General features: G+C 65.9%; 11 protein-coding genes, 1 other RNA gene and 1 pseudogene. 8 read left to right on the forward strand and 5 right to left on the reverse strand.

From position 1 onward, the window contains the following. The first annotated feature begins 29 nt into the window (after nt 1-29). Complete coding sequence (locus ACVWYQ_RS34275) at nt 30-1,232, forward strand: extensin family protein (RefSeq protein ID WP_404543111.1); 1,203 nt, start codon at nt 30-32, stop codon at nt 1,230-1,232. A 134-nt stretch (nt 1,233-1,366) separates the two neighbouring features. Continuing rightward, the gene (locus ACVWYQ_RS34280; RefSeq protein ID WP_404543109.1) at nt 1,367-1,954 is read left to right on the forward strand and encodes a histidine phosphatase family protein; all 588 of its coding nucleotides are present in this window, start codon (nt 1,367-1,369) and stop codon (nt 1,952-1,954) included. Nucleotides 1,955-1,972: 18 nt separating this feature from the next. Here ACVWYQ_RS34280 and ACVWYQ_RS34285 read toward each other — a convergent pair whose 3' ends face one another. Together ACVWYQ_RS34285 and ACVWYQ_RS34290 are read right to left on the reverse strand one after the other, a co-directional pair. Beyond that, nucleotides 1,973-2,314: a DUF6665 family protein gene (locus ACVWYQ_RS34285; RefSeq protein WP_404543107.1), complete on the reverse strand. Its 342-nt coding sequence runs from the start codon at nt 2,312-2,314 to the stop codon at nt 1,973-1,975. Nucleotides 2,315-2,355: 41 nt separating this feature from the next. Continuing rightward, nucleotides 2,356-2,991: a TetR/AcrR family transcriptional regulator gene (locus ACVWYQ_RS34290; protein ID WP_225128345.1), complete on the reverse strand. Its 636-nt coding sequence runs from the start codon at nt 2,989-2,991 to the stop codon at nt 2,356-2,358. Between the two features lie 191 nt (nt 2,992-3,182). On the opposite strand from ACVWYQ_RS34290, the gene ACVWYQ_RS34295 reads away from it, so the two are divergent. The 4 genes and pseudogenes from ACVWYQ_RS34295 to ACVWYQ_RS34310 all read left to right on the forward strand — a co-directional run bounded on the left by ACVWYQ_RS34295 (nt 3,183) and on the right by ACVWYQ_RS34310 (nt 9,888). Beyond that, nucleotides 3,183-4,496: an efflux RND transporter periplasmic adaptor subunit gene (locus ACVWYQ_RS34295; RefSeq protein ID WP_404543106.1), complete on the forward strand. Its 1,314-nt coding sequence runs from the start codon at nt 3,183-3,185 to the stop codon at nt 4,494-4,496. 202 nt (nt 4,497-4,698) lie between these two features. Then, the gene (locus ACVWYQ_RS34300; RefSeq protein ID WP_157287782.1) at nt 4,699-6,285 is read left to right on the forward strand and encodes a DHA2 family efflux MFS transporter permease subunit; all 1,587 of its coding nucleotides are present in this window, start codon (nt 4,699-4,701) and stop codon (nt 6,283-6,285) included. Nucleotides 6,286-6,635: 350 nt separating this feature from the next. Beyond that, a complete protein-coding gene (locus tag ACVWYQ_RS34305) occupies nt 6,636-8,435 on the forward strand; it encodes an ABC transporter ATP-binding protein (RefSeq protein ID WP_404543105.1) in 1,800 nt (599 codons plus the stop codon). 51 nt (nt 8,436-8,486) lie between these two features. Then, nucleotides 8,487-9,888 (forward strand): annotated as a pseudogene (locus ACVWYQ_RS34310) (MATE family efflux transporter). A 31-nt stretch (nt 9,889-9,919) separates the two neighbouring features. Here ACVWYQ_RS34310 and ACVWYQ_RS34315 read toward each other — a convergent pair. Further along, nucleotides 9,920-10,663 (reverse strand): sulfite exporter TauE/SafE family protein, encoded by a 744-nt coding sequence (locus ACVWYQ_RS34315; RefSeq protein WP_404543102.1) that lies wholly within the window; start codon nt 10,661-10,663, stop codon nt 9,920-9,922. 312 nt (nt 10,664-10,975) lie between these two features. Further along, nucleotides 10,976-12,346, reverse strand: coding sequence for an aminotransferase-like domain-containing protein (locus ACVWYQ_RS34320; RefSeq protein ID WP_456727009.1), 1,371 nt, complete (start codon nt 12,344-12,346; stop codon nt 10,976-10,978). Between the two features lie 79 nt (nt 12,347-12,425). Between ACVWYQ_RS34320 and ACVWYQ_RS34325 the strand changes: the two genes are divergently transcribed. Both ACVWYQ_RS34325 and ACVWYQ_RS34330 read left to right on the forward strand, forming a co-directional pair. Continuing rightward, a complete protein-coding gene (locus ACVWYQ_RS34325) occupies nt 12,426-12,866 on the forward strand; it encodes a DUF983 domain-containing protein (protein ID WP_404543100.1) in 441 nt (146 codons plus the stop codon). A 68-nt stretch (nt 12,867-12,934) separates the two neighbouring features. Further along, entirely contained in the window at nt 12,935-13,648 is a 714-nt protein-coding gene (locus ACVWYQ_RS34330; protein ID WP_404543098.1) for an alpha/beta fold hydrolase, read from the forward strand. A 177-nt stretch (nt 13,649-13,825) separates the two neighbouring features. Here the strand turns inward: ACVWYQ_RS34330 and rnpB are convergent. Further along, an RNA gene (gene rnpB, locus ACVWYQ_RS34335) (RNase P RNA component class A) lies at nt 13,826-14,256 on the reverse strand. Between the last annotated feature and the right edge of the window lie 89 nt (nt 14,257-14,345).

The following is a 14,345-nucleotide window of genomic DNA, read 5'->3' on the forward strand; positions in this document are numbered from 1 at the left end:
CTTTAAGTAAATTCACCGAACGTGCGTTCATGACGCGCGGAGTTCGTTTGTATCTCGTCGGCTCCATCGTCCTTGTTTCGCTAGCGGGTTGCGGTCGCGGCTTCTTCCAGGCCGAACGCGAACCGTGGCGGGCCGAGGCAGAAGCCGCATGCCTGAAATCGGGCGCAGTCAAGGAAAGTGCGGACATCGTCCGCATCGACCCGATCTCCGGCCCTGGCAGCTGCGGCGCCGAGTTTCCGCTCAAGGTCGCCGCCATCGGCGAAGCCTCCGGCACCTATGGCTTTGCCGACGAGGCGCTGCGCCCCCCCGGCAGCATCGGCAACCAGCCGCGTTGGCCGGTGCAGCCGCAGTCGAATTATCCGCAGAGCCGGGGATATCCCGCATCGTCCTATCCGCAGCCCTCGAACTATCCCGAGAGCGCGGTGCGCCAGCCCGCCGGCTACGGCACCTCATCCGGGCCGATGTCGCTCAACGCTCCCGGCGTGGCTGCGCAGGAGGACGAGATCGACCTGCCGCCGGAGGGCACCGATGCCGCGGGGGCGGCACGTTACATGAACACACCGAGCTATCCGGCTCGTCCGGCGCCTTACTCGCAGGCGCCGGCACAGCAGCCGCTGCCGCGTCTTGGTCCTGCGCAGGGTAATCCCGTCACGAGCGTCGGTCCCGTCGCGATCAAGCCGACCGCGACGCTCGCCTGTCCGATCGTGTCCGAGCTCGACCGCTGGCTCGCCGACACGGTGCAGCCGTCGGCGATGCGCTGGTTCGGCGTACGCGTCGCCGAGATCAAGCAGATCTCCGCCTATTCCTGCCGCGGCATGAACGGCAATTCGCGGGCCCATATTTCGGAGCACGCCTTCGGCAACGCCCTTGACATTTCCGCCTTCGTGCTCGCCGACGGCCGCCGCATCACCATCAAGGACGGCTGGCGCGGCATGCCGGAAGAGCAGGGCTTCCTGCGCGACGTGCAGGCTGGGGCCTGCGCGCACTTCACGACCGTGCTGGCGCCGGGCTCCAACGTCTTTCACTACGATCACATCCATGTCGATCTGATGCGCCGCGCCAGCCGCCGCCTGATCTGCCAGCCCGCCGCAGTGTCGGGCGAAGAGGTCGCCTCCCGCGCGCAATCGCGCAAGCCCTATGCGAGCGCGCGTGAGCCGGCGGTGACCGGTTCGCTCGGTGCGCGCAAGAGCACGATGCACAAGCGGGAAGACGACGAGTACATCGACGAATAGGCATGACCTTGCGGAAGTCATCTCCCGCCGTCATTGCGAGCGGAGCGAAGCAATCCAGACTATCACCGCAGCGGCAGTCTGGATTGCTTCGTCGCAAGGGCTCCTCGCAATGACGAGGAGAGACCGGATTCACTATGACCGCTGGCATCGTCCGCTATCTCACCCACCCGCAGGTGCAAATCGATCCCGATGTGCCGGTGCCGCAATGGGGCCTGAGCCCGGTGGGTCGCGCGCGCACCGAAGCTTTGGCGAATGCAGGCTGGCTCGCAAGCACGACGCAGATCGTCTCCAGCGGCGAGCGGAAGGCGATCGAGACCGCCGAGATCATTGCCGCTCGGCTCGGACTCATGATCGAGATCCGCGAGGCCATGCACGAGAACGATCGTTCGGCGACCGGCTTCCTGAAGCCGGCCGAGTTCGAGCAAGTCGCCGACCAGTTCTTCGCCGCGCCTCATCTCAGCGTGCGCGGCTGGGAGCGCGCTGCGGATGCACAGGCGCGGATCGTGCGCGAGGCCGAGGCGGTGCTGGCGCGACATCGTCCCGGCGACGTCCTGTTCGTCGGCCACGGCGCAGTCGGCACGCTGCTGTTCTGCCACATTGCGGGCCACCCCATCGCCCGCATCCACGATCAGCCCGCCGGCGGCGGCAACTGCTTTGCGTTCGCGCGGGAGGGGCGGCGCGTCCTGCACGGGTGGCGCGCAATGGAAGACATCGGAATTTGATCCCAGCGGAGCCGGGGTTCATCCGGCGGCCGGCTTCCGCGGCGCGGGTGCCAATCCCATGCAGCGCTGCACCTCACCCGGGACGTTGTAGGTGCGCATGATGTGGCGGCTGTCGCGCAAGCCGGACGCCTCGCGTTGCACCACGAACATCCAAAGCGCCTCGCCAGCTTCCAGCACCAGCTTGCGCCTGGCCGGTTGCATCGCTTCCGGCACATCGGTCGCTGCGTGGGCGGCGTCGAACTCGCGCAAGCGCGACAGGCTCTGTTCGAGGGCACGGCCCATCCGTCCAAGCGCGGAAGCCTGTTCCTGGACGATCTCGTAGTGGAGGATGTCGACCGGCGGGCGAAGATCGCGAGACATGGCCGCAATATAGCCGCCCGGCCCACAGGCGCAACGCGCGGCTACTTCGCCTTATACGCCGCCAGGAACATCCGCGTTGCGCTCTCGACCACCGCACTCATGCGCTGTTCCGACGGCGCGGGCGCCGCCTGGAACACGAAGGGCAGGAACAGCGAGGCCTTGCTGAGCTCCATGAACTGCGAGGCGGCGAGATCGCAATCGTCGATCGCGAGATCGCCCGAGGCGACACGGGCCTTGAGATAGTCGGAGAGGCGGTTGATGCTCTTGTCCAGCACGCGCGCATAGTAACGGCGGCCGACATCCGGCATGCGCTCGGCGATCGCCATCACGGTGCGGATCGCCGATCCGCCACCGGGGCGGCAGACCAGGTGAAGATAGGCGAGGCCGAACTCCTTCAGCGTCGTCTCGGCCTCGCGCTCGGGATCGAAACTGAACACGACCTGGCCATGCTGGAGCGCCTCCTGTTCGACGATGGCTTCGAACAGCGCGAATTTGTCGGCGAAATAGACGTAGAGCGTGCCCTTGGAGACCTGCGCGGCGCGGGCGATCTCGCCCATGCTGGCGCCGTCGAAGCCAAGATCCATGAACACCTTGCGGGCACCGTCCAGAATCTGGCGGCGCTTGGAATTGTCCTCGTCCGGGACGACGTGCAATTGTTCGCCGGCAGCTACAACCATTGGTTTAGGGTCTCGGAAGCTTTTTGGTTCGGATCAGGGCCATGAAACGCCAACGAAGGCTTCGCGGCAGTAAGGTCTGCAGGACACGATCTCTATATTGACCGAACCGTTCGGTCAATGGTATTTGAGATCCAGCGAGGAGACCGCCCGCAGCAGCGGGCGCCCTCGGTTGCGTTTTTGGGGAGGCCTGGATGGCCGCATCGAGAGACCAGACGGCTCGCGTCCTTCGCCAGGAAGCGGTGGAGGGCCAGGCGGGTGGTGATGCTGTCTCCGAGGCATCCGCACTCCCTGCCGAGCAGCTGCGCCCTCATGTCGCCGAGGAAGCGAAGCGTCCGACCCGCGAGGCGCCGGAGGGCCCGGTGACCGACAAGCCGCCGGCACCCGCGACGGAGGTGCCTGCCGCCGCTGCGCCCAAATCCGGCAAGCGCAAATTCGTCCTGACCGGCGTCGGCCTCGCGCTCGCGCTCGCCGTTGCGGGCTATGCCGGCTATTACACGCTGGTCGGCCGCTTCTACATCTCGACCGACGATGCCTATGTCCGCGCCAACAACACCATGCTCGGCGCGCGCGTTGCCGGCCATATCTCCGCGATCCTCGCCGGCGACAACACGGCCGTCCAGGCCGGCGACATCATCTTCCGCATCGACGACGGCGATTACCGAATTGCGGTCGAAGCCGCCGCGACCAAGATCGCGACCCAGCAGGCCACCATCGATCGCATCGGCCGCCAGGTCGCCGCGCTCGACAGCCAGGTCGCCCAGGCCAAGGCGCAGCTCGTCTCCGCGGAAGCGGGCCTCAAGCGCGCCGACCTCGATTACGAGCGCCAGCAGGCGCTGAGCAGCAAGGGCTTTGCCTCGCGCGCCACCTTCGAAAGCTCGGAGGCCGGACGCGACCAGGGCGCCGCCGCGGTCAAGGCCGCACGCGCCGCCTATGAGGTTGCCGTCAGCAATGTCGACGTCGCCAAGGCGCAGCAAGCCGAAGCGCAAGCGCAGCTCGCCGAGCTCAAGACCACGCTCGCCAAGGCCGAGCGCGACCTCAGCTTCACCGCGGTGCGTGCGCCGGTCAACGGCACGTTCTCGAACCGCCTGGTCAACACCGGCGACTTCGTCGCGGTCGGCCAGCGCCTCGGCAACATCGTGCCGCTGGATGAGGTCTATATCGACGCGAATTTCAAGGAGACGCAGCTCAAGCGCATCCGTCCCGGCCAGCCGGTGACGATCAAGGTCGATGCCTATGGCATGCGCAAGTTCTCCGGCGTGGTCGACAGCATCGCGGCGGGCGCGGGCTCGGTGTTCACGCTGCTGCCGCCCGACAACGCCACCGGCAATTTCACCAAAATCGTGCAGCGCGTGCCGGTTCGCATCCGCGTGCCCAAATCAGTGGCGAAGCAGAACCTGCTCCGCGCCGGCATGTCGGTCTACGCCACCGTCGACACCAACAAGGGCGCCGCCGACGCCGACACCGAGGTCGACCTCGACCATCCCACCGCGGTCCATCCGCAGTAGGGACGATGACATGAGCCGCGCCGCTGCCCCGAATGCAGGTGCGCTCCCTCTCCCGCTTGCGGGAGAGGGCTGGGGAGAGGGTGTCTCCTCCAGGGAGACTCCCCAAGAGGAGAAAGCCCTCACCCGCCGCGCTCTTCGAGCGCGTCGACCTCTCCCGCAAGCGGGAGAGGTAAGAGCCCGCCGCTCCAGTCCGAACTGACACATGGCCACCGCCACCACCGCTTCACCTGCCATGATGGCGGATCCCGCTTCGGAGCGCATTGCGCCGAAGCGGCTGTTCGCGTTCATCATCATGGTGTTCGGGATGTTCATGTCGATCCTGGACATCCAGATCGTCTCGGCCTCCTTGAGCGAAATCCAGGCCGGGCTGTCGGCGAGCTCGAGCGAGGTGTCCTGGGTTCAGACCGCCTATCTCATCGCCGAGGTGATCGCGATCCCGCTGTCGGGCTTCCTGTCGCGCGCCTTCGGCACGCGGCTGCTGTTCGCGATCTCGGCGGCGGGCTTCACCGCCGCAAGCCTGCTTTGCGGCTTCGCCACGACGATCGAGGAGATGATCCTCTGGCGTGCGCTGCAGGGCTTTCTCGGCGCCGGCATGATCCCGACCGTGTTCGCTTCGGCCTACACCGTCTTTCCGCGCACGAAATTCCACATCGTCGGACCCATCATCGGCCTCGTCGCGACGCTGGCCCCGACCATCGGGCCGACGGTCGGCGGCTACATCACCGACCTGATGTCGTGGAACTGGCTGTTCTTCATCAACGTCGTGCCCGGCATCGGCATCACGTTGGGCGTGCTGGCGCTGGTCGATTTCGACGAGCCGCATTTCGAGCTGCTCGAGCGCTTCGACTGGTGGGGCCTATTGTTCATGGCCAGCTTCCTCGGCACGCTGGAATACGTGCTGGAGGAAGGATCGCAACATCAATGGATGCAGGACACGTCGGTCGCGATCTGCGCCTGGATCAGCGGTCTCTCGGCCATCGCCTTCTTCTGGCGCGTGTTCACGGCGGCCGAGCCGATCGTCAATCTGCGCACCTTTTCTGACCGCAATTTCGCCGTCGGATGTACGCTGCAATTCTGCATCGGCATCGGCCTCTACGGCCTGACATACATCTACCCGCGCTATCTCGCCGAAGTGCGCGGCTACAGCGCGCTGATGATCGGCGAGACCATGTTCGTCTCCGGCATCACCATGTTCCTGGTCGCGCCGCTGGTCGGCCGGCTCATGGCGAAGGTCGACATGCGCTACATGATCGCATTCGGCCTCATCGTGTTCGCGATCGGCTCCTACCAGATGACCTTTATCACGCGCGAATACGATTTCTACGAGCTGCTGGTGCCGCAGATCCTGCGCGGCATCGGCATGATGTTCGCGATGGTGCCGACCAACAACATCGCGCTCGGCACGCTCGCGCCCGAGAAGGTGAAGAACGCGAGCGGCCTGTTCAACCTGATGCGCAATCTCGGCGGTGCGGTCGGCCTCGCCGTCATCAACACCGTGCTCAACGAACGCACCGACCTGCACATCGTCCGCCTGCAGGAGCGGGTGACCTGGGGCAACGCGACTGCGACCGAAACCCTGACCATGTTGATGCAGAAGTTCCAGGGGCTCGGCGATTCCGCGCTGATGGCGATGAAGCAGCTCAGCCAGATCGTGCATCGCCAGGCCGTGGTGATGAGTTTCGGCGACGTCTTCCTCATGCTGGCGCTGTTCTATCTCGGTCTCAGCCTGCTGGTCGCGCTGCTGAACAAGCCGGCTTCGCCGTTCGGCGCCGGCGGCGACGCGCACTAATTTGCAACACTCGTGCGTGATCTCGCGCGAGGCCCGTTGCAATCGGCTGGCGACACATCTATAAAGCGCACCTCATTCATTCGAACCGGGGAGAGATTTGCATGATTTCGTCGCAATCGCAGATCGTACGCCCGCGCTCGATGATGACCTCGATCACGTTCTGGCTCGGTATGTACGCGGCCTGTTAGAGGCCTCTTCCGCCAGCTTCGATTGGGCCAAGGTTTTGGCCAAGCGTCCCGATCGCTTCGTTTCCCAAGTCAAAATCAGTCTTACGTGACGCCGTCTCGGCCCTCGCGGCCGGCCTGCGTCCACCGATGGAGCCGGCCCGCGCGAAGCGGCCGGATGATGCCATGACCGCTCTGTCCAAGAAGCCTGCGGCGATTCGCGTCGTGCTTCCCTTCGTGTTCAAGCATTGGCTGAAGCAGCCGGGGCGCGGCCTCGTCGTGGCCGGCGGCCTGCTCGGCGCAACCGCCGCCGATTTGTTCATGCCGGTCTTCTCCGGCCACCTGATCGACGCGCTGACCCGAGGTCCGTCCGACCCCGATGCCCGGCACGCGGCGCTGGTCGCGTTCGGCGCCATCGTGGCGCTGGGTGCGGCCTCGATGGTACTGCGGCTCGCGGGATTGCAGGCGATCGTGCCGTTCACGCTGCAGATCATGTCCGAGGTCGCGCAGGAGGCGTTCACGCGCGTGCAGCGTCTCTCGACCGACTGGCACGCGAACTCCTTCGCCGGCTCCACGGTCCGCAAGATCACTCGCGGCATGTGGGCGCTCGACCTGCTCAACGACACGCTGCTGCTCGCGCTGCTGCCCTCGTTCGTCGTTCTGATCGGCTCGATGATTCTGCTCGGCCTGCACTGGACCTCGCTCGGCGCGGTGATCGCGCTCGGCGCGCTGGCCTATGTCACGATGACGGTGCTGTTCTCGACCCGCTACATCGCGCCGGCCGCGCGCGTCTCCAATGCCTGGGACACCAAGGTCGGCGGCACGCTGGCGGATGCGCTGACCTGCAATGCCGTGGTGAAATCCTTCGGTGCGGAGCTGCGCGAGGATGCGCGGCTCGCGCGCGTCATCAACCGCTGGCGCGTGCGGGTGCGGCGGACCTGGTTTCGCTACAACTACACCGCCATGGCGCAGCTGACGCTGCTGCTGGCCTTGCGCGCCTCGGTGATCGGCGGCTCCGTGTGGCTGTGGGTCTCCGGCTACGCCTCGCCTGGCGATGTCACTTACGTGCTGACGAGCTACTACGTGATCCACGCCTATTTGCGCGACGTCGGCATGCACATCAACAACCTCCAGCGCTCGGTCAACGACATGGAGGAGCTGGTGGCGATCCACGACGAGCCGATCGGCATCGCCGATGCGGCCGACGCGCAGCCGATCGCGATCGAGGGCGGCGAGATCGTGTTCGACGACGTCACGTTCCATTATGGCGGCCATCGCGCGCCGCTCTATGACGGGCTCTCGCTGACGATCCGCGCCGGCGAGCGGGTCGGCCTCGTCGGCCGCTCCGGCTCCGGCAAGACCACCTTCGTCAAGCTGGTGCAGCGGCTCTACGACGTCAGCGGAGGCCGGGTGCTGATCGACGGTCAGGACATCGCGCTGGCCACGCAGCAATCGCTGCGCAGCCAGATCGCGATCGTGCAGCAGGAGCCGATCCTGTTTCACCGCACGCTCGCCGAGAACATCGCCTATGGCCGGCCCGGCGCCAGCTTGGAAGCGATCGAGCAAGCGGCGCGGCTTGCCAATGCGCACGACTTCATCCTGCGCCTGCCGAAGGGCTACGGCACCCTGGTCGGCGAGCGCGGCGTGAAATTGTCGGGCGGCGAGCGGCAGCGCGTGGCGCTGGCGCGCGCCTTCCTGGCGGATGCGCCGGTGCTGATTCTGGACGAGGCGACCTCGAGCCTGGATTCGGAATCCGAGGCGCTGATCCAGGAGGCGATGGAGCGGTTGATGCAGGGCCGCACCTCGATCGTGATCGCGCACCGGCTGTCGACGGTGAAGAGCCTCGATCGCATCCTGGTGTTCGATCGCGGCGAGATCGTCGAGCAGGGCACGCACGCGGTGCTCGCGCGCAAGCCGGACGGCATCTATCGCAGCCTGTTCGAGCGCCAGGTGGTGGAGCTCGGACAGATCGCAGCAGCGGAATGACGCGCGTGGCCGGCGGACGAATGCCGGCGCGCCGCGTGAGGATCGAATGACATGAAAGACCTGACGCACGGCTCCATCGCAAGTCACATCCTGAGCATGGCGCCTCCGATCATGGCCGGCATGATCTCGATCATGATTCTGCCAGCTGGTCGATCTGTATTTCGTGTCTAGCCTCGGCGATGCCGCGGTTGCCGGCGTCGCCGCGGCCGGCAATGCCGGCTTCCTCGTCAACGCCTTGATGCAGGTGCTCGGCGTCGGCACGGTGGCGCTGATCGCGCATGCGGTGGGACGCAAGGACCGGCGGGACGCCAACCTGATCTTCAACCAGTCGGTCGTGCTGTCGGTGCTGGCGGGCGTCTCGACCCTCGTGATCGGTGCGGCGCTGTCGCGTCCTTACATGCGTTCGATTGCCGCTGACCAGGCCACGATCGAGGCGGGGACCACTTATCTGTTGTGGTTCATGCCGGCGCTCGCGCTGGAATTTGTCATGCAAGTCATTGCCTCCGCCCTAAGCGGGACCGGTATCGTTCGCCCCGCTATGTTGGTGCGGATCCTTGCCGTCATCATCAACATTGCACTGGCGCCGGTACTGATCTCGGGCTGGGGCACCGGTTATCCGCTCGGTGTCGCCGGCGCCGGACTGGCGAGCACGATCGCGGTGGGCGCCGGCGTCCTGATGCTGCTGGCGTATTTTCGCAAGGTCGAGCGCTACGTTGCATTCAATCCGGTGCAGTGGCGTCCGCAGCCGCGCTACTTCAAGCGCATCCTCAATGTCGGTCTGCCGGCCGGCGGCGAGTTCGCAATGATGTTCATCTTCATGGCGGTAGTTTACTACGTGCTGCGCGACTTCGGCGCGGCGGCACAGGCCGGATTCGGTATCGGCCAGCGCGTGCTCGCCCTCATCCAGATGCCGGCGCTCGCGGTTGCACTGGCGGCCGGGCCGATCGCAGGCCAGAATTTCGGCGCTGGCGACGCCGCGCGGGTGCGAGAGACTTTCGTCAAATCGGCGCTGATCGCCACGGTCGTGGCGGTCGGCTTCATGATCCTCGCGCAGCTGAAGCCGGAGCTGCTGCTGGCCGGATTCTCCAACGACCGGGAGACGATGGAGGTCGCCTTCCTGTTCCTGCGGATCATCTCGCTCAACATGGTGGCGCAGGGCCTCATCTTCACCTGCTCCAGCATGTTCCAGGGCCTCGGCAACACCAAGCCTGTGCTGCTGAGCTCGCTGACGCGCGTGTTCACCTATTCGGTGCCGGTGCTCTGGCTGTCGACGCGACCCGGATTCCGCATCGAGCACGTCTGGTATCTTTCGATCGCGGCGACGACGCTGCAGGCCGGCTTGAGTCTGTGGCTGATGCGCCGCGAGTTCGGCAAGCGCTTCGCGCCGCGGGACCAGGCTGCGGAGACCGTGGAAGCCGAGGCGGTCGCGCCTCCCGCGCGTGCTCCCGCGTAGAGAAAATGACCGCCCGCCAGTTCGCGGCGCTTCAATGCCCGCCAAGGCTATTCCAGACGAGCGTCAGGCCGGACAGGAACAACAGGCCGAGCACGACATCGCCGAAATGCTTGTCGTTCAGCGCATGGTAGACGCGCGCGCCGGCCCAGGCGCCGACCAGCGTGCCCGGAAACGCGACGGCCGCGAGCCAGACCACCTTGAGGGCGACGAGACCTGATGCCGTTTGCAACACCAGCGCGGTGGCGAGCACTGTGAAGTTAAAGAGTTGGAAGATGCCGCGCCGCTCGTGCTTGTTCCAGCCGCGGATGTTGGCCCAAAGGATCGGCAGCGGGCCGGACAATCCGGCAAGTCCGCCCAGAATGCCGCCGGCAAAGCCGATCGCACTGTCTGCGACCCGGCCGCCGATTTTGATCGCGAGCGGTCTCTTGTTCAGATACAGCGCGCTCGAAAAGATCAGGATCAGCACGCCGACGCTCAGCCTGAACACCTCCGGGTCCGCGGAGGCGACCATCATGGTCCCGAGCGGCACGCCGATCAGTCCGCCGATCAGGAACGGCCAGACCAGCGAGAGATCGAAATTCTTCCACATCGAGGGCAGCGTCGAGGTCTGCGCGATGACCGAGCAGATCAGCACCAGGGGCACCGCGAGCGAGGGCGGCAGCACGTAGAGCCAGATGCCGAGCGCCATCAGCGCCGTGCCGAAACCGGCCAGTCCCGAGACGAAGCCGCCGGCGAGCGCGCCGAGCAGCAGCAGGACGTAGGTGAGCGTTTCCAACGGATTGTCCTTGTCGCAAGGGGCGACCCTGAACGGTTGATCGCGCGGCTCGCATAACATGCCTGCCGGCATCGAGGTCAATCCAACCGCATGCAAGCGTGGTCTGCGGCCGCTTCACCGTCGGTGATCTGAAGTGCGATGAATGTAGCCCGATTGCTACGAGGGAGGTGCGCTCCCTCGCCCGCTTGCGGGAGAGGGTTGGGGAGAGGGTGTCTCCACAACGGGACAATCCCCCAGAGGAGAAAGCCCTCACCCGCGCCTTCGGCGCGACCTCTCCCACAAGCGGGAGAGGTGAAGGAAGCCATTTCCGCACTAGACGATCTGCCTGGTGTCGGCAGGCTTCTGCAGCGCGCCGACCAGGATACGCAGCGCTTCCGTCAATTCCGATCTGTTCCGGGCCGCGCCGAGCGAGACGCGTGCCGCATGCGGCGGTGCCCCGTCGACGGTGAAGGCATCGCCGGCGACGACGGCAAGCCCGTTCCGCAGCAGATGTGCCGCGACGTCGGGGCGTCCTTCCGGCAGCCGCAACCAGAGATGATGCGCAGCGGGCCTGGCGAGGAACTGAAAGCCTTTCAGTGCGCGTTGCGCGAGCTGCTGGCGTCCGACCGCCTCGTTGCGGATGGCGCTGACGATGCGGTCGGCGATGCCGTTTTCGATCCAATGCGTTACCAGCGCGACCATCAGGGGCGCCGGCATCTGTACGGTCGCCTGCAGGGAGGTGCGCATGTCCCGCTGCGAGCCGCTGTCGGGCGTCACCAGATAGGCAACGCGCAGCGCCGGCGCGATGCATTTTGACAGCGTGGTTGCAAGATAAGTCCGCTCCGGAATGAGGTTCGCGACGGGCGAGGCCGAGCGGTCGAGCAGCCCGTAGGCATCGTCCTCGATCAGGATGGTGCCGGCATCGCGGATGATCTTCGCAATAGTGCCGCGCCGATCGGCGGAAAGCGTCGCCGTGGTCGGATTGTGCAGCGTCGGAATGAGATAGACGGCTTTCGGCGTATGCACGCGGCACGCCTTTGCCAGCGCGTCCGGCAGGATGCCGTCCTCATCCATGGGGACACCGACGAGCTTGACGCCGAGCAGTGCCGCGGCGGCCTTGATGCCGGGGAAGGTGAGGGCTTCGGTCAGCACGGTCTCGCCGGGCCGCGCAAGATGGCCGAGCAGGTTGAAGAGGATCGTCTGAGCGCCGGGAAAGACCACCAGCCTGTCGGCCTGCGCATGCGGAACGCGGGCGCGCATCCAGCGCGCCGCGACCTCGCGCTCATGTGCGCTGCCGCCGGGCGGCTGATAGTTGAGATACGCCGTCAGGCCCGATTGCGCGCGCAGGGCCTCCAATCCGGCAATGATGCGCTCGTCGAGCTGCGCCTCCAGCGGGTGCGGTGGCACGTTCATCGACAGGTCGATCGCGACCGGGTGCGGCAGGTCGACCGCGCGCCGCGCGCTGGTCTCCGACACGAACGAGCCCTGTCCGACCCTGGCTTCCATGATACCCCGGCGCCGCGCCTCGGTGTAGGCGCGCGTCACCGTGGTGAGGTCGATGCCGAGGGCCTTTGCCAGCGCGCGCTGCGTCGGCAACTGTTGACCGCGCACCAGCCTGCCGGCGGCAATGTCCGCCTCCATGGCCTCGACGATGCGCTGGTAGCGCGGGCCCGAAAGCTCCGAGATTGTAGGGATCCATTCCATGCAATTTAGGCCCATAACCTTTGAATGTATGGATACAAGATAGTATTGTATGGATCATCGAAAAGGAAGAGGTGTGGTCATGTCTGTCTCTCCGGCGACGGTCTCTCTGGCCAAGGCGATGTGGCGCGGTTTCAGCGGCAAATGCCCGAATTGCGGGGAAGGGCACATGTTCGGCCGCTTCCTGAAAGTGGCGGAGGCTTGCGACCATTGCGGCGAGGAGCTGATCCACCAGCGCGCCGACGACTTTCCCGCCTATCTCGTGATGGTGGTGGTCGGCCATCTCGTGGTCCCGGCGATCCTCGCGGTCGAGACCGCCTACGCCCCGCCGGAATGGCTGCAACTCGCGGTGTGGCTGCCGGTGACGCTGTTGGCCTCGCTCGCGCTGCTGCAACCGACCAAGGGCGCCATCGTCGGCCTGCAATGGCAGCTCGGCATGCATGGTTTCGAGGCGGGCAAGTTGCGGCGTAACGCCGGCGAGCTTGCGCCGGTGCTGGTGAAGGCAGACACGCGCGCCGCCTGAGGCGGCGTTTACATCGCGCGGCATGCCGCTACACTCCATCATATCAAGCAAGAATGATGGAAACCCCGATGGCCCCGCGCGCGAAGACCTTCCTGCTCTGTCATGGCGCATGGTCCGGCGGATGGGCGTGGAAGAAGATGCACCCGCTGATGGCGCAGGCCGGCCACCGCCTGGTGGCGCCGACCTACACCGGGCTCGGCGAGCGCGCGCATCTGGCCAATCCGTCGGTCGATCTCGACACCCATATCCAGGACATCCTCAACGTCATCGCTTTCGAGGACCTCAGCGACATCGTGCTGCTCGGCCACAGCTATGGCGGCATGGTTGCGACCGGCGTCGCCGACCGCGCGCGCGAGCGCGTAACGCAGCTGATCTATCTCGACGCCTTCGTGCCGCGTGACGGCCAGTCGCTGTTCGACCTCAACGAGGGCGGGCGCGTGCCGATGCGCAAGGCAGTCAGCTCGGGCGACGGCTATCGCATCCCGCCGAACCCGCCGCCGCCGGACACCTCGCCGGCCGATCTCGACTGGCTCAACGCGCGCCGCGTCCCGATGCCGATCAAGTGCTTCGAGACGCGCCTGAGGGTCGAACACGGCGAGCCGGAGATGCCGCGCAGCTACATCTACTGCACACGCCTTCCGCCCGGCGATGTGTTCGGGCAGTTTGCCCAGCGCACGAAGAGCGAGGAGGGCTGGCGCTATGTCGAGCTCGACGCCAGCCACGCGCCGAATGTGACGGCGCCGGAGGTGTTGATGAAAGTGTTGAGCGAGATCGTGGCGTAGTTCGTCATTCCGGGGCTCGCGAAGCGAGAACCCGGAATCCATTCATCCACCGACACTGCCGCGCGATGGATTCCGGGTTCGTGCTGCGCACGCCCCGGAATGACACTGGTTGAATGTTTGCGCGCTCGTACAATTGGTGAGGGGTCCGATGCGCTAGCATCGAACCCCTCGTTGCAAGATATCAGCCGGCCTGTAAGCCGGGTTCTGTAGGGCACCGTCCGCTTGCGCGAACGATACGTGACGGCCATTCCTCTGGGACCATGTTTGCACACGGCCTCGAGCAACCTACCCGGACGGCGGGCCTGACATCGCCCCGCGGCGTTATCGCTTTCGCGAACAGCCCGCTTAAGCCGTCCCTATTCGGTTTTGCTCCCGGTGGGGTTTGCCATGCCGGCTCCGTTGCCGGACCCGCGGTGCGCTCTTACCGCACCTTTTCACCCTTGCCGCGCCGAAGCCCCGGAGGGCGAAGGCGGGCGGTTCGTTCTCTGTGGCACTTTCCCTGGGGTCACCCCCGCCGGACGTTATCCGGCACCGCATGTCAAGGGAGCCCGGACTTTCCTCCCCGGCGGCCTTTCGGCACCTGCCGGAGCGGCCGTCCGGCCGACTGACGGCTTTAGGCATGGGCATTTGTGACGGTTTCGTCAAGCCGATATCGCGAGGCACGCTCGCCCAGAAATAATTTATCCTGAAGATGTCG

The organism is Bradyrhizobium sp. USDA 3397 (assembly GCF_054060965.1).

Coding starts and splice junctions, on each gene's coding strand:
- ACVWYQ_RS34300 (WP_157287782.1), top strand. CDS start 4,699: ATGGCCACCGCCACCACCGCTTCACCTGCCATGATGGCGGATCCCGCT.
- ACVWYQ_RS34325 (WP_404543100.1), top strand. CDS start 12,426: ATGTCTGTCTCTCCGGCGACGGTCTCTCTGGCCAAGGCGATGTGGCGC.
- ACVWYQ_RS34305 (WP_404543105.1), top strand. CDS start 6,636: ATGACCGCTCTGTCCAAGAAGCCTGCGGCGATTCGCGTCGTGCTTCCC.
- ACVWYQ_RS34275 (WP_404543111.1), top strand. CDS start 30: ATGACGCGCGGAGTTCGTTTGTATCTCGTCGGCTCCATCGTCCTTGTT.
- ACVWYQ_RS34285 (WP_404543107.1), bottom strand. CDS start 2,314: ATGTCTCGCGATCTTCGCCCGCCGGTCGACATCCTCCACTACGAGATC.
- ACVWYQ_RS34290 (WP_225128345.1), bottom strand. CDS start 2,991: ATGGTTGTAGCTGCCGGCGAACAATTGCACGTCGTCCCGGACGAGGAC.
- ACVWYQ_RS34320 (WP_456727009.1), bottom strand. CDS start 12,346: ATGGAATGGATCCCTACAATCTCGGAGCTTTCGGGCCCGCGCTACCAG.
- ACVWYQ_RS34295 (WP_404543106.1), top strand. CDS start 3,183: ATGGCCGCATCGAGAGACCAGACGGCTCGCGTCCTTCGCCAGGAAGCG.
- ACVWYQ_RS34330 (WP_404543098.1), top strand. CDS start 12,935: ATGGCCCCGCGCGCGAAGACCTTCCTGCTCTGTCATGGCGCATGGTCC.
- ACVWYQ_RS34280 (WP_404543109.1), top strand. CDS start 1,367: ATGACCGCTGGCATCGTCCGCTATCTCACCCACCCGCAGGTGCAAATC.